Raw genomic sequence first — 25,059 nt, forward strand, 5'->3', positions numbered from 1 at the left:
GAGGGGAGTGAAATTTATGAGAACCTATCGAGTTACGGTCAAAGACGATCAAAAGCATATTGTTAAAGGACATATCAAACTTGGCGGCACCAATCCAAAAGGAGAGGAAATCGGATTCACCAACTATTTTATGGAGAAGGACGGAGAGCCCTTTTTCGGTATTTGTGGTGAATTCCATTATGCCCGTTATGATGAACGCTATTGGGAAGACGAAATTATTAAAATAAAAATGGGCGGCGTAAACATCATTGCCACTTATATTTTTTGGAACCTACATGAAGAAGTTGAAGGTATTTTTAATTGGAGTGGGAACAAGAATCTTCGTCGTTTCATCGAGTTGTGCGGCAAACATCACGTATACTCCATCATTCGGATCGGCCCCTTCAATCATGGGGAAATTCGAAACGGCGGTATGCCGGATTGGTTATTTGGTCGACCATTTGAGATTCGTTCTAATGATGAGGGGTATCTGTTCTACACGAGAAGATTATATAACGAGATCGGTGCCCAGGTTAAAGGGCTGCTATATAAGGAAGGGGGGCCGATTATCGGTACCCAAATCGAAAACGAACATCATCATTCATCTGCCCAGTGGGCATTGACTTTAGGAATTAATGATATGTGGTTAAACAGCGGAAGTGACGGTAACTCGCATATGTTAAAACTTAAAGAAATAGCTCTGGAAGCGGGGATTGATACTCCGATCTATACGTGCACAGGATGGGGAGGAGCAACAACTCCTGTCCCTGATATGCTGCCATTATGGGGCGGGTATGCCTATTGGCCATGGATCTACTACGAAGAGGGGCGTTTGGAAGGGATGGACGAGCATCCTGCGACACCGGAATACATTTTCCGAGACAAGCATAATAACAAGATTCCAAAGAGCTACAATTTTGAGCCTCAATATGCCCCTGAAGACTATCCGTACGCTTGCTGTGAAATGGGTGGCGGCATGGTTCAGTTTTATAAATATCGGTTCGCCTTTCCCTACCGTAGTGTTCCAGCGATGACTGTCATGAAGGTTGCAGAAGGCTGTAACCTGATCGGATACTACATGTATCATGGGGGTTCCAATCCTCGAGGTCAGGTTAACCCATATACAAATGATCTAGCCACACCCAAAATATCCTATGATTTCAACGCCATGATCGGCGAATTCGGTCAAGTAAGAGAGTCATACCAAAGAACAAAGCTGCAGCATTACTTTTTTTTAACGTTCCAAAAGCAATTCTCTCTAACAAAGACTATTCTGCCAGGGGATACGTCCCAGATGGACCCTTATGATGTGGATACCTTACGATATGCAGTGCGATCCAGTGCCGGATCGGGGTACCTATTTCTAAATAATTTCCAAGACCATGTCGAAAATGACGACCTGTGCGATTTTAATGTGAGCATTGAGCTGCCCGAGGAAACGATTGTAATCCCTAGTCAAGGTGAACTAACGTTAGGACGTGATAGTTTTGCCATATTGCCATTTAACTTCAATTTAGATGGAATAATGCTTAAATATGCTACGGCACAGCTGATAACAAGGATAGAAGAAGATGGAGAAGTATATTATTTTTTCTTTGTACCAGAGGGCATGAAAGGAACGTATGCAATGGAGTCAAAAGGCATGATCAGTGCCACAATCGACAAAGGTTCGATAGAGCAATTCGATGGGAACACGATCATTAAGGTTGCTGAACAGGAGGATAGTTTCATTCACCTGGTATCTGAAAGCGGCAAAAAAGTTAAGATCTACACGATGACTGATGAGCGAAGTCTTACATTTTGGAAGGTGAACATGCAAGGCCGCGACAGAGTGATGCTGACAAATGCCAATCTACTTGTATCTGAGGGCGATCTAAGGCTGGAATCAACGGGCCAAGAAATGGTAACCCTGAGTGTATTCCCGGATTTTGACGCCTCATTCACATCTATTTCCGGTGGAGAGCTGCTTGAAATAACAGAAAGTGAATTATTCAAAACGTATCGTTTAAAGGCTCCTAAGAAAGAAATCCAGTTCAATTTGAAAAGGGTAAATAAAGATAAATTTACTATTGATTTCGAAACAGATGCGTTTCATGGAATCAAGGAAGCTCTGCTGCGTATCGATTATACTGGAGATATCGGTTATGCTTTTATCGATGGCGAACTGATCAATGATAATTTCTGTAACCATACGACCTGGGAAATAGGTTTGAAAGCATTGGAACATCGGCTCATCGAGCAAGGGTTGTACGTATATATTTCCCCCATTCGAAAGGGGAAGGTTCTCAACAGCAATACGACTATGGCGGGCTGGAAAGAGACGACAAAGGAACGTATCGTAGATATTGGTTCGGTTAGCCTTGTGCCTGTATATGAAATCAAAATCACCATATAACCCAGAAGGTTATATGGTGATTCTTTTCCAGAATAATCTACATAAAATAATCAGCCAGTGAATACATGAGTCTTTTTTATTTTCTTAATGTGTTTTTAGTAGATACCGGCTTTTTTCGATGTTTGTTTGATCCCGTTGCTTCCGTTAACTACAGTTTTTCCCCAATCCGTCAGATTGCCATTAGGTCCTGTTACAAGATCAAGGTAGGAAAGGTTGGAACTATTACCATACCAGGACCAGGCTAACCAGCCTATCCCTTTGGATTGTCCGTATCTCATGATTTCTGTCTCGTCGACATCTGCTCCTTGATGGTAACCGCCAAATTCACCAATAATCAGCGGAAGTCCTTGATTCAGAACGTTATCAATATTGGTTCGAACAGTTTGAGCATCTTTACCCGCGAACTCATACATATGGATGGAGAATACCGTATTTATCAAAGAATCAGCTGCAAATACAGATTTACCAAAGTCATTGATAGACTGAGGATATTGTCCCCATCCGGCACAATCGACGATAAGCGTATTTTTGATACCTGCGTTTCTCAACTTGGGAATCGCTTGCTTGTATCCATCAGCCCAACCACTTCCATTCCAAGAACCATACCATTCGTTCGCAATGTTTACGATAACCCGATCTTCCTTGCCGATCAGAGCATCTTTTATGCTAATCCAGTAGTTCACAGCTGCATCCAAAGACGCGTAGTCGTCTTTGCCCGTAGCGTCATGAACTTCAAGCACAGCAATCATTTTGTAACTCGTGACGAGAGAGATCATATTTTTCACGGAATTAATGTCATCCTTGGTGTACTGGTTTCCGTTAGAAAGGACAATTCGGACGGTATTAGCACCTGTCTGGGCAATTGCCGGGATAGCTGTATAAAGATCGTTTTTGTACCAACTGTGAGCATGATTGACGCCTCTCATAACAAACGGCTTGCCTGTAGAATCATACAATTTGGTACCGCTTACATAAAATCCTGAAGCAGCTTGTGCCTTGGAGAAGAATCCCCCTAAACCAATCATGATAAGCACACCGACGAGTCCAGACAATAATGCTTTTCTTAACAATACCTTCATTTTTTTACCTCCCTAAATATATTATTCAACTTCCTGCTATATAGAGATGAAGTAGGTATGTAAGTATGTATACAGCAGTAAGCTAAACACAATATAAAACGCTTTCATTTTTGGTGATAGTTATTTTTTGTTATTCTATCATTTGTGTTTTTGTTATGCAATTGATTTTTTTAGCTATTTTTTTGCTTTTGAAATGCAGATACATAGATTACTTATTTATGTGTGATTTTTCTATGATTTTATTGTGCTCGTTGCTTATATTAAGGTGTATTCCTTCGATACTTATTTGTAATTTAGTTTTTTTAAGATAAAAATAACCTAACTAGTTTTTCTTTAGTGTGCCTAGATTATCTAGATAAACCTAACGTTCTGCTTGGCTGATTATCTTGAACAAAGGTGAGATCTATCGGAAGCAATACCTAAGCTTCACCACGATATTAAATTATAGTATGATATTCTTATGAAAAATTTTACCAGAGTGAATAGGGGCAAGCTGATGAGAAAACCAATCATTGCAGTCGATATGGACGATACCATCTGTCATCTCGTCAAACGAGCCATATACCATAACAATAGTGAATTTCCCACTCATCCGCTTCGGTATGAAGAAATGTTAGATTGGAACACCGATCATCTACGTCATCCAAAGAGCACGCTTGATGTATTTTATGGACGACCGGGTTTGTTTGAGGAACTTGAACTATTTGACGAGTATGTTGTAGAAGAAATGGAAAAGCTTTGCAATGCTTTTGATGTCATTATTGTGACAGCGGCAGAACCCAAGACCGTCGTAGAGAAATGGAACTGGCTTCAAAGACATATGCCATTCATTCCGATTGAGAACTTTTTCCCATGTAAACGAAAAAACCTGATTACCTATGATCTCCTGATTGATGATGGTCCTCATAATTTAGTGCCTGCGCTAGAGGCGGGGAAAAAGGTGCTTTGCATTCCTCATCCATGGAATCTGAGAGCAAGAGAGCAATATGAGTTCCCCGTCATGACATCCTGGCAAGGGGCAAAAGAACGAATCGACTCCATTTTAGGGGTTCTGTATAGATAATAGAACCATTCGTAAAACAGCTGGCTCCTTTGGAACTGGCTGTTTTGCTAGAAAGAATAGCACTTATAATTGAAATAAAATGGTACAATTGATATACCTTATCCATGAGGAGGAAACGTGTATGACCATGACTATGGGTCAGATTGTGAATCATCTGACCAAGGGAATAAGCATACCCAACACCAGCGTAGATCTGCTGGAACCAGGATTTATAGATACTGAGGTACACGGAATTGTAACCGCTTTCTCAGCTTCGCAGTATGTGATAGAACAAGCTATTTCTCTAGGTGCAAATTTTATCATTACGCATGAAGGCATCTTTTATAGTCACCAGAGGATGCATGAATGTTTACTACATGATCCTGTTTTTTTGCAAAAATCTCGCCTCATTGCCGATGCAGGTATAGGCATTTATCGGTTTCATGACACCATACATCGTTATCAACCGGATGGAGTGATGGTTGGGCTACTTCAGGCGCTTGGCTGGCACAACTACATTGTGAAACAGCAGCCGACGGCCGCCATTTTGGCTATTCCGGCTATGGAAGTTAAGGAGATCGCTGAATATATCAAAGCCAAACTACATATTCGTTATGTACGGGTGGCTGGTGAGGTTTCCATGCCATGTGAACGAGTGGGAATCTCAGTAGGATACAGGGGAGGCGGTGATCTAGCCATTCCATTATTTCTAAATGAAAATGTAGATTTAGCCATTGCCGGTGAAGGCCCAGAATGGGAAACACCAGAATATGTGAAAGATGCTGTCTATCAAGGTCAAAGTAAAGCACTGATCATGCTGGGACATGCTGAAAGTGAAGCACCTGGGATGAAGTATCTCGCAGATGTACTTTCCGCCCAATTTCCAATGCTCCCCGTACACTTTATTGAAGATCGCCCGGTGTTTCAAATATTGTAATGAGAACACGTCTTTTGTGATGGTCATCCAGCACTGCTGTTATATCCGTTCATCCACTTTATGAAATGGAGGCAAGATGATGGGAAGCAGAGTGATTTTGCCGTTCAAAACAGACTGGAAATTTGTGGAAGGTAATTACGCAGGTGCTGAGAAAATGGACTACAACGATGAGCACTGGCGGCTCCTTCAAGTCCCTCATGATTGGAGCATTGAGAAGTCCTTTGATCCACATATGCTCTATGGTGGCAATCAAGCTTATTTGCCGAGATGGTCTGTCGGATGGTACAGAAAGCATTTTAATGTGAAGCCCTCCTCACCAAAACAGCGCGTATACATACAATTTGATGGCATTCACAGTAACAGTGAGGTTTGGATCAATGGACATTTTGTGGGCAAGCGGCCCTATGGATATGTTAGCTTTCAATATGATTTGACTCCATATATTCAGTGGGATGAGGAGAATGTGATTGCCGTCAAAGTGGACAATACGATTCTTTCACCTGACAGATGGTATTCGGGGGCCGGTATTTATCGTAATGTCTGGCTGATTTGTACGGATTATATTCATATAACCGAATGGGGGACTTACATTACCACACCTGAAATTTCGCCAGATGAAGCCAAGGTCACTGCCAGAATCCAGGTCATTAATCATCACGCGCATGCCGTAGAGTGTACTATTATGACTGAAATGCTGGACCCACAGGGACAGATCAAAGGAAAAGTGGAAAACCGAGTAACTCTTTCGAGCTGTGAAACGGGGGAAATAGAGCAAAAAACGCGAGTTTTAGACCCAGAACTATGGTCACCGGACAACCCAGTGCTCTACGAAGCCCAGACGACGATCTATTGTGACAATACAGAGATGGATCGTTATTGTACCCCTTTTGGCATAAGAGAAGTGAAGCTGGACACTCAAAAAGGTTTATTTCTGAATGGGCACAGCTTAAAGCTAAAGGGAGTGTGCATTCACCATGATTTAGGCTGTCTGGGGGCTGCTTACCATGATACAGCCATGAAAAGAAGGCTGCAAAAGCTGAAGGAAATCGGCTGTAACTCGATCCGTTTTGCTCATAACCCGATGGCGCCCGAATTATTAGATTTATGTGATCAGATGGGGTTCTTGGTGGTTGATGAGGCTTTTGACAAATGGAAATCTCTTTTCTATGAGCATTTATATGATGAGTGGTGGGAAAAAGATCTGGAAGCAATGTTGCTCAGGGACAGGAACCATCCCAGTGTTTTCATGTGGAGCGTTGGGAATGAAGTGGAGAATCAAGGTCAGCCATCCATGCTCAAAATGTTGGAGCAGCTCGTGGGTTTCTGCCATGAAAAAGACCCAACCCGACCAGTTACATGTGCGCTTGAGCCGCATAATACACCGATCAGCTTGCGTGAGGGTTCAATTGAGGCCAAAGTGGAGCATACCAAACAGCTGGCACAACGAGTGGATGTTCTAGGGTTAAACTATCAGGAGCAGTGGTATGAGCACTATAGGGCGGCCATGCCGGATACGCTTATCCTTGGAACAGAAACATTCCCATACTATCGGGGTAAGGATAACCGGGTTAAAGGTTATTTGCCTCTGAATCCCTGGTTTGATGTCGCTAATCATGATTATGTGATCGGTCAATTTGTTTGGAGTGGAATTGACTATTTGGGAGAAACGAGTTATCCCTCCAAAGGGTGGTCCTCGGGCCTGATTGATACTTGCGGATTCCGCAAACCAGTATCTTATCTCCAACAAAGTTTATGGTCTAATCAGCCTGTTGTGCACATAGCCGTATTTAACGAACATATGAAATCGGAATTTAATCCGACATGGACGATGCACTGGAAATCTCCGGCTATGGATGATCACTGGACATTTCCTGAATACGGTGGAAAATTGATACGGTTGGTTACCTTCACCAATTGTGAGAGCGTGGAATTGATCATGAGTGATGAATCATACGGTGAGAGGAAGTTAGTGGACTATCCTAATCATTTAATCGTATGGGAGCTTCCCTATACACCGGGCAAAATCCGGGCTGTGGGTCGTAATGGAAACAAGAAGGTTTGTGAGCATGAATTAACCACTGCCGGACTTCCTTATGCTCTAAAGTTGGAGGCTGATCGGGTAATTCTACCTGCTGATGGGTATGAGATATCTCATGTGGAAGTAACCGTCATAGACCAAAATGGGATCATTGTACCTAACCAGGATTTTGATGTAGCCTTTAAACTACAGGGTGATGGTCGTATCCTTGGAATAGACAATGGTGATCTCACCAGCGATGAATCCTTCAAGGGGAATGAGAGACGAACACACAGAGGAAGGTGTCTCGTTGTTGTACAATCGGGTTATGTGGCTGGTGAGTTGTTGCTTCAAGCGTCCGCAGATGGAGGGTTGCTGGGAGAAACCAGACTGAAAATAGAACAAGAACGCAAATGATAATTCAAGGCTGATTCAGTCTAGAGCTTGTATGGTTTAATTAAAAAGGTCTGGATAGGTGGTGGGTGCGCATGCCCTACCTGCTCAGGTCTTTTTTAATATGTTTACAACTGACGGTCAATAACGATCTATGACTATAATTCTCTTTTTGACAAATAGTTTGGATGCGAATAGAATGACTAATTATAATATAACTTATTAAAAGATTAATAAAAAGTGGTGATAAGGAGATAAGTAAATGCCAGTAGAACCATCCATGAATCCTCGGGTAATTCGTAATATTTTGTTCTTATTATTCGCTTTACCAGGTGTAGCTTTTGCTTCCTGGGTGTCTCGAACGCCTATTATACGGGATATTTTGCGTGTCTCGACTGCCGAAATGGGAATCATTATTTTTGGATTAGCTGCAGGTTCTTTAGTGGGACTACTCAGTGCAGGCAATATGATTTCTCGTGTAGGTGGACGGGCGGTCATTCTGGGAAGTGCGATTTTGATTGTAAGCGGTTTTGTCATTGTAGGGTTGGGAACTGCATTTTCGCTCACGAGCATCGTGTTTGCTGGTTTAGTCATCTTTGGAGGTGGTTATGGGACAGCAGAAGTAGCTCTGAATGTCGAAGGTTCTGCGGTAGAAAATCAATTGCAAAAAACGCTTTTGCCGGCTTTTCACGGTTCATTTAGTATGGGTACACTTGTAGGTGCGGTCATTGGCTCTGGAGCAGCGGCACTACACATACCTGTTGTGGTCCATTTTGGAGCGATGGCTGCCATGATTGCAGTGGTAACTTTCTATTTTTATCGTTTTCTGCCTCACGATACAGGTATAGAGAAAGAAGTTCCTACTCAAAAGGTTGGATCTAATCTCAAGGCGCAGCTTGCTGTATGGAAAGAAAGACGAATTTTATTGATCGGTATCATCGTGTTAGGTATGGCGTTTGCAGAAGGGTCTGCGAATGACTGGCTGCCGCTAACGATGGTAGATGGTTATGGCGTGGATTCTTTAACAGGTTCCTATATGTATGGACTATTTGTGGCAGCGATGACCATTGGACGTTTTACCGGAGGATTCATACTGGATAAATACGGCCGTGTCCCTGTATTGAAAGGAAGTGCTGTCCTGGCTGCTATCGGTATCATTCTAGTGATCTGGGGACAGCATTACCTCATAGCCGGAGTGGGCGTCGTATTATGGGGGCTTGGAGCCTCACTTGGTTTTCCTGTGGGCTTATCTGCTGCCGGAGATGACCCTCGTGGTGCAGCTATCCGGGTTGGAGCCGTAGCCACGATCGGTTACATTGCCTTTTTAGTAGGCCCCCCAGGATTAGGGTTTTTAGGTGAACATGTTGGACTTCTGCATGCCTTGATCGTAGTGCTTGTTGGCGTTATTGTTGCTGGTTGGATATCCGGTGCAGCCCAACCTATTGGGGTGAAAGAAAAGAAATCAGATTAAAATATAAAGGGGATTGTCGCATGACTATGAAAACGGAAAAACAAAAGATGATGGATGGGGAACTGTATGTAGCTGCTGATCCTCAATTAACGCAAGAAAGAGAGTATGCGAGAAGATGTGTACGTCTCTTTAATCAGACGGCAGAGACGGATCGTGAGTACCGTGAAAAGTTACTTAAGGAGCTTTTCGGATCAACTGGTGAAAATATAGGCATGGAACCCAACATACGCTGTGACTACGGATACAATATCCATGTTGGGGAAAATTTCTACGCCAACTTTGACTGTACCATTTTGGATGTTTGCGAAGTGCGCATTGGAGATAATTGTTTCCTGGCTCCAGGAGTTCATATTTACACAGCGACTCATCCCATAGATCCGTTTGAACGAATCGCTGGCCCGGAGTATGGAAAGCCTGTTAAGATTGGCAACAATGTATGGATTGGCGGTCGAGCAGTTATTAATCCCGGTGTTACGATAGGTAATAATGTCGTCGTGGCATCAGGAGCAGTAGTAACCAAGGATGTTCCAGACAATACGGTTGTAGCTGGAAATCCGGCACGAATAATTAAGCAAATTAAAATCTCCTAAACAGCATACAAGTAAATCATATAATATTTTGTACCGATGATCCTATTAAAAGGGCTCCTTATTTTAATAGGATCATTTGAATTTAAAGACTTGAACGCTTATAGTCTTCAAGATTGAACTACTATACAGAGTAATAAATAATCATATTCATCCGAACCAGTGTTTCTCCTAGATTATAGTAAATGTGTGGGCGGTCTGCTTTAAAGCGGATCGAATCTCCAGCTTTAACCGTGTACATTTCTTCGCTGATTTTTACCACCATCTCACCCTCAAATACCGTAATAAATTCTTCTGTACCTTCACGGTGCGGCGCTGAACTCAGTTCCCCGCCTGCTTCAATCTCTACGGTGTAAACCTCAAAATTTCTACTTCCTTCATAGGGGAAAAACGGATACAACCGATAGTGATTATTTTCTTCAAGCACTTGTACTTTGCTTTTAGGAACGACTACTGCATCTGAAGGTGGTTCATTAATCAGAGCAGTGAAAGAGATTTTCAAGCCGTTCGCAATTTTCCATACGGTTGTAATCGAGGGATTAGATTCTCCGCGCTCAATCTGACCGAGCATCGTTTTACTGATCCCCGTCAGATCAGCTAATTTATCTAAACTTAATTTTCTTTCATTTCTTAGATGTTTCAAATTTTTACTTAAAATCAGATTAATATTCTCCATAATTCTTCGCTCCTATTGTGCTTTATAAAGAACATATTGTACAATCATAAAGTACAAATGTACGTCTCAACGTACATTTCATTCAATTATAACATACGGGAGTTGATTGTTGCATGCCGTTTATTCCGTTCCTTTCTTATGCACTTGTTAGCAGCTTTACGCCAGGTCCCAACAATATTATGTCTTTAGACAGTGCCAGGCGGTTGGGTTTGAAAAAAGCATTCCCATTCTTGCTGGGAGTAACAGCAGGTTGTTTCGCCATTATGCTGTTAGCCTGCTATTTTAATCTTGCTTTGTATCATTTTTTGCCACGGGTTAAGATCTGGATGAATGTTCTCGGCAGTCTGTATATGCTTTATCTGGCGGTGAAAATTGCAAAGAGCAAATCCTCTACGGAGGATAATGATCACAATGAGGGATATTCCTTCAAATCAGGACTGTTGCTACAATTTATCAATTTAAAAATCATTTTGTATGGTATTACGGTCATTTCAACGTTTGTAATGCCTTATGATGTATCGTATATAGAGCTTATTACGATTTCATTACTCCTGACTTGTATTGGTTTTGTAGCTGTAGTGAGCTGGGCGATTTTTGGCGCAGTGTTTCAACGTTTCTTGAATAAGCATGAGCGTTCCTTCAATATCATAATGTCCTTATTGCTCCTTTATAGTGCACTATCGATATGGATGTAAATGAGTACCTTATTCATCATAGAAAAGAAAGGTTCCTGACTATAGGCAGGAGCCTTTTTTCGTGTGAATTGAGCTTATTCTACGAGTCATAACATACAATCGGACAGAATGGATGAGTCTCCTGATCATTTAGCTGCAAAACGGGTATTACCTTAATAGATAAAGCTGTTGACAACTTGTATATACATGACTTAATCTTGTATATACAAGATGTTGAAAGCGTTATATTATTTTTTACGCTACTTCATTTCGCAAGAAAGGAATGAGCATGAATGGAAGCAATGAACAAGACTTTAATTCCTCAAGATAAAGATTGGTGGCGTAAATCAGTAGTCTATCAGGTTTATCCCAAAAGTTTTAACGATACGACGGGCAAAGGAACCGGTGATATAAGAGGACTGACGCAAAAGCTGGATTATTTAAAAAAACTGGGTGTGGATATTGTCTGGTTGCAGCCTGTATATGTCTCACCACAACGTGATAACGGGTATGATGTAGCCGATTATTGCCAGATTAATCCCGATTATGGAACAATGCAGGATTTTGAAGAATTGAGCGAGGGAATCCGGGCGCGTGGGATGTACTTAATGATCGACATCGTGGTTAACCATTCTTCCACAGAACATGCCTGGTTCCAGGAGGCACGGCTTTCTAAGGATAGTGAGTATAGAGACTATTATATATGGCGTGATCCAGCACCCGATGGTGGACCTCCAAACAATTGGGTTTCCAAATTTGGTGGACCAGCTTGGCAATATGACGAGGCAACAGGCCAATATTTCCTGACACTATTTGATAAGACTCAGGCGGATCTAAACTGGGAAAATCCCAAAGTCCGTCAGGAAGTTGTCAATCTGCTGGAATTTTGGGCAGAGAAGGGAGTTAGTGGCTTCCGACTTGATGTCATTAATTTGATTTCCAAAGATCAGCAATTCTCGGACGACGATGGAAGCACGGCTCCTGGGGACGGGCGTAAGTATTATACGGACGGCCCAAGTGTGCATGAATACCTTCATGAATTACATGAGAAAGTATTCTCAGCGTATAACAGTGTCACTGTAGGGGAGATGTCCTCCACCTCACTGGATCACTGTATCCGTTATTCCAATCCAGAGAGAAAAGAATTGTCCATGACCTTTAATTTTCATCATTTGAAGGTGGATTACCCAAATGGACAAAAGTGGGAATTGATGCCATATGATTTTGAAATGTTGAAGAAGCTATTCTCGGATTGGCAAACGGGCATGCAACAGGGTGGCGGCTGGAGTGCATTGTTTTTTAATAATCATGATCAGCCAAGGGCGATCTCTCGCTTTTTGGATGATGGCGAATACCATGCGGAAAGCGCCAAGCTGCTGGCAACCACGTTACATGGTCTTCAAGGAACGCCCTATATATTTCAAGGTGAAGAGATTGGGATGGCCAACCCGCAGTGGGCAGATATTGAGGAGTTTCGGGATGTTGAATCTCTGAATATGTATCGTATCTTACAGGAACAAGGCAAAAGTGCAGAAGAAGCATTGAATATCATTCGAGAGCGGTCTCGTGATAATTCGAGAACACCGATGCAGTGGGATAACACTCGCAATGCGGGCTTCACTACAGGCACGCCTTGGATTAAGGTAGATGAACGATATCCACGGATTAATGTTCAGGCTCAGTTAGAGGACCCGAATTCTATTTACCACCATTACCGTAAGCTGATTCATCTGCGTAAAACGGTGCAGGTCCTTACCGATGGGAGTTATCAACGTTTGGACGAAGCTCATCCTCAGGTCTACGCCTATCAACGTAGCAATGAAGAGGAGACTTTGATTGTCATCTCTAATTTTAGCGAACAGGATACGCAATTCCGTATACCGGATTCATTTTATTCACGATTAAAAAATCAAGCGTTGGATGCGGCTGAGCTCTTAATTGGTAATACCCAGCACGCCCCAGAGCTAAAACAAGTGATCTCTTTAACCCCATATGCTTCATATATGTGGATTGTTCGTTAACCTTAGTGAATAGTATGGAAACATCTAGTAGCACCCCGGTCGTACATTTATTTTTAAGCCGGGGGTGCTACTTTAAAAATGAGCAAACGTCGAGGGAGTGGACTAGATGGCGATTGAAAGAGCACAGGTGGAAGACATTATAAAAGCCGTTGGTGGTAAAGACAACATAGAGGCCTCTACGCATTGCGTAACTCGTCTGCGATTTGCCCTTTATGATGATAAGCTGGTCGATAAAGATGCACTCGAACAAAATGATTTGGTCAAAGGTCAATTTTCTTCCCAAGGACAGTATCAGGTCGTGATTGGTCCAGGCCTGGTGGATAAGGTATATGACGAAATGATCTCCATTACAGGAGGTAGTCGGGCTTCTAAAGACGATGTCAAAAATGCGGCAAGCAAAAAACAAAATCCTATTCAACGTGCTATCAAGACGCTGGCAGATATATTTATCCCCATCTTGCCCGCAATCGTGACTGCAGGCTTATTGCTTGGAATAAATAATATTTTGACTGGCAAGGGAATTTTCTTCGAAGGTATGGCTCTGGTTCAAGTCTATCCTCAATGGACCGACTTTGCTGCTATCATTAACACCATTGCCAGCACCGCCTTTACATTTCTACCTGCCTTAATTGGATGGTCGGCTGTTGTCCGGTTTGGCGGCAGTCCTTTACTCGGGATCGTACTGGGTTTGATTCTGGTTCATCCGGATCTGCTAAGTGCATACGGTTATGCAGATGCTGTTACCAAAGGAACCGTCCCGGTTTGGAATTTGTTTGGGTGGGAAGTGAACAAGATTGGTTATCAAGGACAGGTTTTACCCGTTTTAGTATCCGCTTACGTGCTCGCGCACATTGAGAAATTCCTAAATAAGAAGATAGCAGATTCATTTAAACTGTTACTTGTAGCACCGATTACATTATTAATAACGGGATTTCTGGCTTTTACAGTGATCGGTCCGGTTACTTTTATGATTGGTAATGCTATTACGTCTGGTCTTGTATACGTTTTCGATTTGGCTCCTGCGTTGGGAGGCCTGATTTATGGAGGCTTGTACTCCTTGCTCGTGATTACGGGAATGCACCATACTTTCCTGGCGGTGGACGTGCAATTAATTGGTACGCAGGGTGGAACATTCCTTTGGCCGATGCTGGCGCTGTCCAATATCGCTCAGGGTGCCGGAGCACTGGCAATGATGCTGGTATTGAAGGAGCAAAAGGGAAAAGGATTGGCTCTTACCTCTTCAGTGTCTGCATTTCTGGGTGTAACCGAGCCTGCCATATTCGGGGTGAATATCCGATATAAATATCCGTTTGTATTCGCAATGATCGGTTCCGGTATTGCAGGTATACTGCTCACCGTAAATCATGTGATGGCTTCTTCCATTGGTGTGGGCGGGATTCCAGGCTTCTTGTCTATTTTCCCAAACAACTGGGGTGTATTCTTCATCGGGATGGCGATCGTGTTAATTGTGCCATTTGCTTTAACTTTAATGTATGGCAAGTTGTTAACTAAGCGCCGTCAGGCTGCACCAGCCAATGATTCCGTACAAAAAGACTCGCTTCCGCAAAATACCGCAATAGATGTGCTTGAAGTGAGGACTCCCGTACGAGGACGTGTTGTACCGTTGGAACAGGTCCCTGACCCGGCTTTTGCCGAACGGCAGATGGGGCAAGGTATTGCAGTGGAACCGAAGGATGGCAAGATTCTTGCCCCATTCAGGGGAAAAGTTATTCATATCATGATGAAAAGCAAGCATGCCTTGATTTTGGAGCATTCGACAGGTGTACAGATTCTGGTACATGTGGGGATCAATACGGTGTCACTGAAGGGTGAGGGATTCACCATGCATGTGGAGACCAATCAAACCGTGGAGCAAGGACAACTACTGATGGAATTTGACCGTGATCTAATTCAGAAATCCGGATATCCCGTCATTACACCAGTCATTGTCCCGGATGGTCAGAGTATGATTGAATCGGTTGAGGAACTGCCAGGTGAGGCAGACGATTTGCAGTATACCTTAATGAGAATTCATTTGAATTCTTCATCAGACCATAGGAATTAATTCAGATTCAATTCGCACAGTCTATTATAGTGAACAGGGAAGTGAAAGAATGCTACAATGAACGTGGTGATGAAAATTGACAAAGAATATATTTTTGCAAATTTATCAGGATTATTCGGGACAGATCCAGACAGGCGAATTGGCTCCAGGCACGAAAATGCCATCTGAAAATGAACTGGCCAGAGAGTATAACACTTCTCGTGAAACCGTACGTAAAGCACTTCACTTGCTTGCACAAAATGGGTATATCCATAAAATAAAAGCTAAAGGATCTTTTGTTCTGGATATTGGACGGATGGATTTTCCTATAGGAGGACTGGTCAGTTTCAAGGAAATGTCTGAACGAATTGGGCGTACATCACGAACCATTGTACATGAAAATCAGCTAATTCCAGTTCCAGATGACATAGCCAATCATCTTGAGATTGACAAAGACAAGTATTTGGTCTGGAAAGTTATTCGTGCGCGTGAGATTGAAGGTGAATGCGTCATACTGGATAAAGATTACTTTCGATCAGACATTGTACCTGTGCTTACCGAGGAAATTAGTCGTGGGTCCATCTACGAATATTTGGAGGGAGAGCTCCATCTTCAAATTAGTTATGCCAAAAAAGTGGTTTCTGTAGAAAATGCAGATGAAGAAGATCATAGGCTGATGGACCTTCAGAACTACACTCATGTGGTCGTAGTACGTAACTATGTTTATCTGGAGGACACCACGTTGTTCCAGTATACCGAGTCAAGGCATCGGCTAGACAAATTCCAATTTATCGACTTTGCCAGACGTTCCCACGGTGAAGACAAGAGAGCAGATTTTTTAAAATAACGATCAATAAAATAGTTAAGAAACCCCGTCTTTTAAGACGAGGGTTTCCAGAGTGTCGAGAAAGTCTAGAGGACTTTTCGACACTTCTATTTTTATATGGGGAGACGCATCTTTTAAAACAAAAATCGATTTAAAACGATCTGAGGACCCTAGTTTTTAGACCACTAAGACAGTTTTAAACCCCCTGCAAAAAAACAGGGGGTTTCTCGACAGCCTGGAAACCCCGTCTTTTAAGACGAGGGTTTCTTTTTTACCTTGGATGCAACTGCTAAGCAGCTTGTATACTGGCATTTGAGGGATTTGAATTTGCGTTTTATCCAAAAGCTGTTTATTGAATATTAAAAGGTTATATACTGTTTAGAATACAATTCCATGATCAATGCAATGGGAACGAGGTGTATGTTATTTATGTATAGAGTGGCTATTTGCGATGATGAGCACAAGCAGAGAGAACTTGTTAAAAATATGCTGATTACTTTGTCGATAAAGACCAGTATAGAATTTAAAGTTGAATTATTCGACTCCGGAGAACAGCTGGTATCTCATTATCAAAACCATGAGTCTCCATTCCATATCTTAATATTGGATGTTGAAATGAATGGCATGAACGGAATTCAAACCGCCCAAAAAATAAGGAGTTTAAATCACCTGGATGAACAGATTGTTTTTTTAACGAGCTACCCTGAATATATGGTGGAAAGTTTTGACGTAGTCACATTTCAGTATTTAATAAAACCGATTGCTCCTCATATCTTTGAGGAAAAAATGATAAAGCTGTGTCAATATTTTCAATCTCTCGATAAAAAATTCGTTATCATCAAGTCAGCTTATGAGGAAGTGCTTTTAAAATATGATGATATCATTAGTATTGAAGTGGTCAAAAGCTTAACCATAAAAAACAAACTGCATTTTGTAACCTCTACTCAAACCTATGATAGCAAAGGGATTCTTTCGGACTATGCTTCAGCATTAAAAGAACATAATTTTCTACAAATTCATCGTTCGATTATTATAAACTTAATTCATGTGAAAAAATTTGCTGGCGGTGATGTTTTGATGTCAAATGATGTGAAGTTACCTATTGGGCGTTCTAAAATAAAAGAAGTTAAAGATTTATATACCAAATTTATGATCATGAAGATGCATTAATATGATGGAATATAACTCCCTGCTTCTTAATCTTTGCGTTGTCCTTGTTATGTGCTTCCAAGTGAATTTTTACTTTAACTCGGTTTTTGATAAGTCCAATCGAAAGCCGAACAGATTCGTGTACTTCATTATTTTTGGGTTGCTGGATTCCTTATATTTAAGTGTTTATTTGACTCCTGCGGTATCTTCGATTTTAGCATTACTTGTCATATTTAGTTTAGCGCAATCGTATACAGTGGAAATAAAGACAAAGATCATTTTTTCTATTCTTTATGCTGTATTGATAACCATCGTTAATTTTATATCTCTTTATATTTTATATGCTGTAGGCTCCGTTAAAATTAGCAACTTTAGCCATTTGAGTGGACAAGATCACTTGATATTCTCTAAGGTTATGTTACTCAGCTGCATTATCATGTTTGCTGTCATTCAGATTATACGGCTATTTGCCAAACGCAGAACCTTCCCTTTGCAGCATCGTTACTATATTTTATTTCTAATCGTTCCCATCATAAGTTTATACCAGGTCAATGTTTTATCTGTTTATAGTGAAAAGAATATGTATTATTTTGGTTCTATTATTGGCTTTATTTCCTTAAATGTTTTTATCATATATATTTTTGATAATGTCATTGAAAAATTTCAATTAATGCATGAAAATGCTCAATTACAACATCAGATGGACTACCAAGATGCTAACTACGAAAAAACGGTTCACAGCTTCAAAAATATAAAAAGAATCATTCATGATACACACCAACAGTTTTTGTATATTGAAGAATGTATCAAGAGAAATGAATTGGCAGAGGCGAGTGAACATATTAAGGTTACCTTAAATAAAATCGAAGGAGCGTATCAAAGGGTTAATACCGGTAATCTGGTTATAGATGCCCTTGTCACGAATAGTCTTAATATTGGGCAAGCCAATGGCATAAAGATAGATACCCAACTTAACTTATATTCACAGAAAGTAAATATTGAACGTTATGATTTATGTGTAGTTCTAGGGAATATGCTGGATAATGCCATAGAAGCATCTAAAAAGGTCAAGATTGCCGATGACAGGTACATTCTTATTAAAATACATTCCAATGAGTCCGCGCTTTTCATTCACATCCTTAATCATGTGGAGAATGAAGTGGCTCATTTGCATAGTCAAAAATCAAACCCGGATGTTCATGGCATTGGCTTAACCAATATATCTAGAATATGTGACAAATATGGTGGGAATATGACCATTGAAACGAAAAATAAAGTATTCAATAATATGGTTTTATTGCCATTTTATAAAGACATTCCTTAGACATTATGTTGTTTAGGGATTGTTTTTTACGTTTAAGGGTGTTTTTTTATATAGAATCCTCGTTCATTGTATGATCAGGTCAGTAATAAAGCCTGGTGATGCTATAAGAGGAGGAAATATGGAATGAAGAAAATAATAGCTGTGTTCGTTTCTGCTATGCTTTTTGTAATGCCGATGACGAATACTTTTGCTCAAGGCACTGCTGAACCCATCAAGGAAAAGGCTCTCAGTCTGGCCTCGGAGCTGGTATCCAAATACGGTGCTAGCGGTGTGCAGTATGCCATTATGGACCATGGAAACATCGTATTATCGGATAGCGTGGGTGTAAAGAATAAGGCAACCAACGAGCCGATCACCAAAGATACGATGTTCGGTATAGGCTCTACAAGCAAAATGTATGTATCTGCTGCGACGATGATGCTGGTGGATGCCCATAAGGTAGATATTGATCAGCCGCTAACAACATACATTAAGGACTTTAAAATGGCTGATGAAAGATACAAACAAATTACACCGCGTATGCTGTTAAATCATTCGTCAGGTCTTTACGGTGCTCACTATAAAAATAGTATGTTATTTAATGACAATGATACAGAAAATCATGATGAGCTCTTGCTAAGGTTGCAATCAGAAACTTTAAAATCAAACCCTGGCGAATATTCCGTATATACCAATGATGGATTTCAATTGCTTGAAATATTGGTTGAGCGGGTGAGCGGTCTAAGTTACACCGATTTCCTGGCAAAGCATATTAATACCCCTTTGGGTTTGAAATCTACCAAAACACCTCTCGATCAATTTGATAGACAAAAGCTGTCCAAAACTTATTTTCCTGCGATTGAGGGGGCCTTACCGGTTGAAAATGCCAATGTCATCGGGACAGGTGGCTTATACTCCACCGCAGAAGAGGTGGCTATGTTTTCAGAAGTATTAACGGGGAACAAACCCGATATTCTATCTGCACAATCGGCGAAGTCCATGCAAAGTCATGAATATCGAAAAGGAATATGGGTACCTGAAGAGACAAACAGCTTTAATTATGGACTTGGTTGGGATGCGGTTCAGTTGGCACCGTTTAGTGATTACGGAATAACTGCGTTATCCAAGGGTGGGGATACTGTTTTGTATCACTCTACTTTGATCACCATACCAGAGCATCATATCTCTATGGCTGTGCTTTCATCTGGAGGGTCTTCCATCTTAGATAGTATTTTTGCTTCTAACATTTTATTGGAAGTTTTAAAAGATAAGGGCATCATTAAAGACATCATACCGAATAAAACATTTGAGCCTCCTGTAAAAGTGGAAATGCCATCTGATTTACTTTCTTATTCGGGATTATACGGTTCTGTGGGTACAACCATCAATGTAGAGATTAAAAACGGTGAGTTTGATTTACCTGCTTTTTTGGATGGATTCGTCCCGGCGCAAAAATATGTGTATACAGGCAATGGACAATTCAAAAGCAGTGATGGCAGTGTAGCCATAAGCTTTGACAAACAAAAAAACGGGAAAACATATATTAAGGCTAACCTATATTTAAACTTTCCGGGATTAGGTCAAATGGTTATGGTGACTTATGAATATCAAAAGCTAGATGCCAATCCTGTAAATCCCATAGTTAAAAAGGCATGGGGAAACAGAAGCGGGAAAAATTATTATGCTTTGGATGAAAAGATATCTTCCATATTTTATCTGGCCCCCTCATTTATAACGAAAAAAATATCTGTTGATCATGATGGATACGCAAGTGGTACTAAAATTGTGGATGAGAATAAAGCAGTAAATGCCGTTGAGATTCCTGTTATGAGTGGAAGAGATGCATTTGATCTGAATTTTTATACCAAGGATGGTTCAGAGTATTTAACCATAGATGGACAATCCTATATCAGTGAAGATGCTGTTAAACCTATCTTGGGAGGGAAATCAGTGTACACCATACCATCTAATGGCCAAGCCACATGGTATAAAATAGATAAAAACTCAGCCAATAAAACGATGACCGTTGATTTTCCAAAAAGCGGAGGGTTCGCTGTCTATGATGAAAACGGAGCGGTTGTACAATTTTCAACTGCTAGCAATAACAATTCGTTTGTACTGCCCAAAGGTGGCTTGATCGTTTTAGGTGGCAATGCAGGGGATGTATTTAAAATCAATTTGAATTAAGCGTGTAGCCGCTTCTGGAAATTCAGGAGCGACCGTTGCAGCGTTGGAAGGTTAAGAAGACAACCGCGAATCTTAAGTCGAATTGGCTTTTATAAGGTCAATTCGACTTTTTCATTCAGCAGATGAGCCTAAATCCGTAATAGATAATTTTATATCGAAGGTCACGGGTATTTTGCTGAATTTGTAATCCCAATCCTCCTTTACCTTTTTCCACACCTGAGGCTCCTCAATATGCAAATGATCACCAAAACCGGCAACATCGACTTTATATTCGGATTGTAATTTGTGCATAAGAGACTTAATCCTGCGAGTCACTTGTTCTTCAAACTCTTTCTCAGCCTCTTTCATGTTTCGTGTCTCAGTCGGGTCCGCTTTATCATCCCAGTTTTCAATTAAACGTCCTTTGGATTCAATTTTCACGTGAAACGAGATATCGTTGCCCTCGGTCACCTTCGTTGTTATTTTGCTTTTTACTGATTTGATTTCGTAAGTTATGGCTTCATTTCGCTTGTCGTATGTTTTGACAGCTCCGCCCTTAACATCACCTGTAATCCATCCAATACTCTCCACGTCTTGTTGCCCCAAAGTACCCATCCAGTGCCCGGTATCTCCTTTAATAATGCCAGCCCCTGAAAACTCTAATTCTCCATCGGATTCAGTAATGTTTTGCAATATATAGCTTTTTTTGGAATGCATCAATCCATCCAATTCAGACAAATTGACCCCCCTCATTATCTTGCTGGTTCTGAAATGGTTACGAACCATATACAGTATATGAATAGATGGGACTTCCTCCTTATATTTGGTAACTAAAGTATTAGCTGCTCGTCCCTTGCTTAAGAAGACCAAACAACTCGGACGAATATCATTGTCACGAAGCACAAAATCCATTAATTGCTGCATCGTCTGTTGTTTTGCCAGCTCGGTGGAAACCACCATGACCTTTAGATGGTGACCAATAACCGGACGATCCAAACGGAGAGAGAGCTGCCGGAAGATTTCAAGCAAGGAATCCCCGGTGCTAGCTACATTGACATAGTTTGGTCCTTGTCCACCGGCGCCTTGTTGATTGGGGCTTCCGGAAGACTTTCTGGGGACGATTTGTACGTTGGCGGTAATTTTATTTTTCTTGAAGTAACGGTTACCTTTCTTCTCCAGATCCTGTTCCAATGGACTGAGCTCCCCCTGATCCAGAGAAAGTCCTGTATATATGCTAAGTTCCTCTACTTCTTTGCTGCTCCAGCAGCCGACTTGAGTCACCAGAAGAATGAAGGCAAGCAGCAAAGATAGGATAGGTCGTCTACACATTTTGCTTCATTCCCTTCTTCCTGATTATGAACACGATGGAGAGAAGTACCGGAACCAGAAAAAATATAACGATTCCCATGTATCCGATCGCATCGCCCAGGCTAAACACTTCCATCATACGAACAGGGGTCATTGTGGAGATAAAGACAAGAGGGATTAAGCCAAAAATCGCATAACGATATTTAAGGCCAAACACCTGGGAAACACCTAAGGATGCATTGAAGAAAAAACTGCAGAAATTACAAAACATTTGCATCATCCAGATCACTAGCAGTGGAAACTCTAGACGTTCAAAAAGAAAACCGGGGATTTCAAAACTGCGCATCAAATTAATGGTAGGCCAAGTACTTGTCACAGTGGAATCTACCGATAGCCCGCCGATCACCATAACTACGGTCAAAAAGTACAAAACCAAAGGGATACTGATCCCCACTACCATGGCCTTAAATGCTCTTTCGGGGTGCTGCATAAAAGCGACTAATGTCATGACCACTTCACATCCACTGAAAACAAGGATAGTTGATTTCAGCCCCTTAATGACTGGTAAAACCCCTTCACTCAATACGGGACGAAGATGATCAATTTCAAAAATCCTTAAGCTAAAGAGAAAACAGAGAAGCAGAAAGAAGAGACTGATCGGAAGTACAATCTGGTACAGTCGCGCGATGGGATTAATGCCGCCAAAAACCAAATAACTTCCTACCCAGATGAATGGAATCACAATCGCCCAGATCGGAGTGCCTTCCAGCAGAAAAAACATGGTCACTTCAGCTAAAACCCGAATCTCGAAGCCGGCGATGATTAAAAAATATATAATTAATAACACACTTAAAAATCCTCCCGGGATGATGCCCACGATTTTTCTGGAGTATTGATACACGGTGTTTCCCGGGAACTGTTGACTTAATTTCACCATGATCCAGACGACTAATATGACGATACATCCACCGATTAGGACAGAAAGCCATGCATCAGGAGTCTCAACCTGTTCAGTTACACCTCTCGGCAGTGTCAAAATCCCTGCGCCCAATACAGTATTGGTCAGGAATACAGCCGCCTGCTTCGTTGTGATCTTATCATCAGAGCGTCTAAACACAATGGCTCCTCCTTCGTCTTGGCATCATGATCTGCGCTTTTTTTGCTGAGTTTTCATCATAATGGGTCTTCGTTTCATCAGAGATATAGGAGCACGAATGTACATATCCTTCCAATCGCTTAGGCGCATAGGGGAAAATGGAGTCACATACGGTACGCCAAAGCTTTTCAACTTCGTCAGATGGATACAAATTAACAGAAAGAACAATATGGTTCCTAACATGCCCAGGATGGCTGCAAAGAGCATGCCAACGAAACGTAAAAGACGCAAGGTAATGCCCGCACTGTATGTTGGTATCGAAAATGAAGAAATGGCAGTAACCGCAACCACAATCACCAGGAAGGGGCTAACGATACCGGCATTTACAGCAGCGTCGCCGATGACCAAGCCTCCCACAATGCCCATCGCAGGACCAATCGGTTTGGGCAAGCGAATGCCTGCTTCCCGTAGAATTTCGATAGAGATTTCCAAAATCATGACCTCTATGACAGATGGAAAAGGGACACCTTGGCGGGTTTCAATGATGCTAATGACCAGCTTGGTTGGAATCAAACCGGGATGAAACGATATAAAAGAGATATACAAAGCAGGCCCCATAAGCGCTATAAACGCTCCGCAAAATCGCAACAGACGTAGAAGTGTTCCTGGAATCCAGCGCTCATAATAGTCCTCGGGTGATTGAAGCAGCATACTGAAGGTCACCGGAACAATGAGTGCAAAGGGAGTTCCATCTAGCAAAATGGCTATTCTTCCTTCCAACAAAGCATTAATGACACGGTCGGGGCGCTCTGTGTTGTGAGCCTGCTGAAACGGACTTAAATAATTGTCTTCAATAAGTTGTTCCACATAACCGGATTCAGCCAAAAAATCCATGTCTATCTTTGAAATTCTGCGGTTTACTTCTTCAAGGAGGTCCGGATTCACAATATCCTTTATATACGCGACAACCAGATCTTTTTTGATTCGGCTTCCTACTTGGAATTTCTTCATTTCCAGACTTTTGTTTAACCCTTGGCGTCGAAGCATTGAAGTATTCTCACTTAATACCTCCGTAAAACCGATTCTGGGACCCCGAAGTAATGCTTCAGACGTTGGTTCATTGACGGAGCGAATGGCGCCATTAGGCGAACCCACTAGCAGTGCTTCCTTCATTCCTTCAATTAATAAGGCGGTATGGCCTAAAAGGATGAACTCATGCAGTTTCTCCATATCAGCAACTTCACTAATTTGCGTAAGCGGCATCAAGCTATCTTTTATATAAGAGTTACTTATACTTTCCGGCTGTTCCTGTTGATCCTGCTGGCCCTCAAACATCAAGACCTGCAATACCTGCTTGTTCATAAGCTCTTCATCCTGCATACCTTCTATGAAGACTAACACGGACCGTACATGAAATTTCTTTACTACAAACTCACGAAAATGCACATCACTATTTCCGCCTATAGACTCTCGAATCGACTTTAAATCGGAATCGTAATTCCCTGTAATTTTAGAGCGTGGTTCATGCTGCTGATCCGCGTGGCCTTCGTTATGTTCGTCGGAAAGCGGACGATCAGAAGAATGTTTGGATTTTGCCCCCTTACTGCCAACAAACGAATAAATCGATGTGTTTATATAATAAATCCCTAAAGGAATAATCAATGCGAGGCCTGCTTGAAAGAGTGTACTCCAGCTCGGAATATAAGAAATTATTTTAGACCACAAGATGACCACCTCCAAACGATTCAATTCTAAGATACAAGTCGTCCCTAAAGTATTCCTTATAAAGGTTGTATTTACACATGAAATGGAAAGTTGATTTCTGGCCTTACCTTTATCCCTTGAAACGGAATAGGGAAATCCCTAAATATTCTTAATTTGAACTACATTGTGATT

General features: G+C 41.5%; 18 protein-coding genes. 13 read left to right on the forward strand and 5 right to left on the reverse strand.

What is annotated here, in order from left to right:
* Positions 1–16 precede the first annotated feature (16 nt).
* Positions 17–2,374 carry a beta-galactosidase gene (locus G9G54_RS16705; RefSeq protein WP_165178911.1) on the forward strand — a complete coding sequence of 786 codons (2,358 nt, stop codon included), beginning with the start codon at positions 17–19 and terminating at the stop codon, positions 2,372–2,374.
* Positions 2,375–2,469: 95 nt separating this feature from the next.
* On the opposite strand, the gene G9G54_RS16710 is transcribed toward G9G54_RS16705, so the two are convergent.
* Positions 2,470–3,453 (reverse strand): glycoside hydrolase family 5 protein, encoded by a 984-nt coding sequence (locus G9G54_RS16710; protein WP_165178912.1) that lies wholly within the window; start codon positions 3,451–3,453, stop codon positions 2,470–2,472.
* Between the two features lie 496 nt (positions 3,454–3,949).
* Between G9G54_RS16710 and G9G54_RS16715 the strand changes: the two genes are divergently transcribed.
* The 5 genes from G9G54_RS16715 (at position 3,950) to G9G54_RS16735 (ending at position 9,903) form a co-directional block, all read left to right on the forward strand.
* Positions 3,950–4,516, forward strand: a complete 567-nt coding sequence (locus G9G54_RS16715) for a 5' nucleotidase, NT5C type (RefSeq protein WP_165178913.1) — start codon at positions 3,950–3,952, stop codon at positions 4,514–4,516.
* Positions 4,517–4,637: 121 nt separating this feature from the next.
* Positions 4,638–5,432 carry a Nif3-like dinuclear metal center hexameric protein gene (locus G9G54_RS16720; RefSeq protein ID WP_165178914.1) on the forward strand — a complete coding sequence of 265 codons (795 nt, stop codon included), beginning with the start codon at positions 4,638–4,640 and terminating at the stop codon, positions 5,430–5,432.
* A gap of 79 nt (positions 5,433–5,511) precedes the next feature.
* Positions 5,512–7,866 (forward strand): glycoside hydrolase family 2 TIM barrel-domain containing protein, encoded by a 2,355-nt coding sequence (locus tag G9G54_RS16725; protein WP_165179032.1) that lies wholly within the window; start codon positions 5,512–5,514, stop codon positions 7,864–7,866.
* Between the two features lie 238 nt (positions 7,867–8,104).
* Positions 8,105–9,313: an MFS transporter gene (locus tag G9G54_RS16730; protein WP_238808159.1), complete on the forward strand. Its 1,209-nt coding sequence runs from the start codon at positions 8,105–8,107 to the stop codon at positions 9,311–9,313.
* Positions 9,314–9,333: 20 nt separating this feature from the next.
* A complete protein-coding gene (locus tag G9G54_RS16735; RefSeq protein WP_165178915.1) occupies positions 9,334–9,903 on the forward strand; it encodes a sugar O-acetyltransferase in 570 nt (189 codons plus the stop codon).
* Between the two features lie 121 nt (positions 9,904–10,024).
* Here G9G54_RS16735 and G9G54_RS16740 read toward each other — a convergent pair whose 3' ends face one another.
* Positions 10,025–10,579 carry a helix-turn-helix domain-containing protein gene (locus G9G54_RS16740; RefSeq protein WP_165179034.1) on the reverse strand — a complete coding sequence of 185 codons (555 nt, stop codon included), beginning with the start codon at positions 10,577–10,579 and terminating at the stop codon, positions 10,025–10,027.
* 110 nt (positions 10,580–10,689) lie between these two features.
* On the opposite strand from G9G54_RS16740, the gene G9G54_RS16745 reads away from it, so the two are divergent.
* The 7 genes from G9G54_RS16745 (at position 10,690) to G9G54_RS16775 (ending at position 20,780) form a co-directional block, all read left to right on the forward strand.
* Positions 10,690–11,271: a LysE family transporter gene (locus tag G9G54_RS16745; protein WP_023986882.1), complete on the forward strand. Its 582-nt coding sequence runs from the start codon at positions 10,690–10,692 to the stop codon at positions 11,269–11,271.
* A 272-nt stretch (positions 11,272–11,543) separates the two neighbouring features.
* A complete protein-coding gene (gene treC / locus G9G54_RS16750) occupies positions 11,544–13,271 on the forward strand; it encodes an alpha,alpha-phosphotrehalase (protein WP_165178916.1) in 1,728 nt (575 codons plus the stop codon).
* Between the two features lie 106 nt (positions 13,272–13,377).
* The gene (treP, locus tag G9G54_RS16755) at positions 13,378–15,336 is read left to right on the forward strand and encodes a PTS system trehalose-specific EIIBC component (RefSeq protein ID WP_165178917.1); all 1,959 of its coding nucleotides are present in this window, start codon (positions 13,378–13,380) and stop codon (positions 15,334–15,336) included.
* A 76-nt stretch (positions 15,337–15,412) separates the two neighbouring features.
* A complete protein-coding gene (gene treR / locus G9G54_RS16760) occupies positions 15,413–16,162 on the forward strand; it encodes a trehalose operon repressor (RefSeq protein WP_165178918.1) in 750 nt (249 codons plus the stop codon).
* A 408-nt stretch (positions 16,163–16,570) separates the two neighbouring features.
* Positions 16,571–17,311: a LytR/AlgR family response regulator transcription factor gene (locus G9G54_RS16765; RefSeq protein ID WP_069291031.1), complete on the forward strand. Its 741-nt coding sequence runs from the start codon at positions 16,571–16,573 to the stop codon at positions 17,309–17,311.
* 1 nt (position 17,312) lies between these two features.
* Entirely contained in the window at positions 17,313–18,614 is a 1,302-nt protein-coding gene (locus tag G9G54_RS16770; protein ID WP_165178919.1) for an ATP-binding protein, read from the forward strand.
* A 123-nt stretch (positions 18,615–18,737) separates the two neighbouring features.
* Positions 18,738–20,780, forward strand: coding sequence for a serine hydrolase domain-containing protein (locus G9G54_RS16775; RefSeq protein ID WP_165178920.1), 2,043 nt, complete (start codon positions 18,738–18,740; stop codon positions 20,778–20,780).
* A 111-nt stretch (positions 20,781–20,891) separates the two neighbouring features.
* On the opposite strand, the gene G9G54_RS16780 is transcribed toward G9G54_RS16775, so the two are convergent.
* The 3 genes from G9G54_RS16780 to G9G54_RS16790 are packed head-to-tail and all read right to left on the reverse strand — an operon-like array spanning position 20,892 to position 24,888.
* Positions 20,892–22,088: a Ger(x)C family spore germination protein gene (locus G9G54_RS16780; protein WP_165178921.1), complete on the reverse strand. Its 1,197-nt coding sequence runs from the start codon at positions 22,086–22,088 to the stop codon at positions 20,892–20,894.
* The gene (locus G9G54_RS16785; protein WP_165178922.1) at positions 22,081–23,184 is read right to left on the reverse strand and encodes a GerAB/ArcD/ProY family transporter; all 1,104 of its coding nucleotides are present in this window, start codon (positions 23,182–23,184) and stop codon (positions 22,081–22,083) included. Before G9G54_RS16785 ends, G9G54_RS16780 begins: the two co-directional genes overlap by 8 nt.
* Positions 23,185–23,208: 24 nt before the next feature.
* Positions 23,209–24,888 carry a spore germination protein gene (locus G9G54_RS16790; protein ID WP_165178923.1) on the reverse strand — a complete coding sequence of 560 codons (1,680 nt, stop codon included), beginning with the start codon at positions 24,886–24,888 and terminating at the stop codon, positions 23,209–23,211.
* Between the last annotated feature and the right edge of the window lie 171 nt (positions 24,889–25,059).

This window comes from Paenibacillus sp. EKM212P, from assembly GCF_011066115.1.
GTDB lineage: Bacteria > Bacillota > Bacilli > Paenibacillales > Paenibacillaceae > Paenibacillus > Paenibacillus polymyxa_B.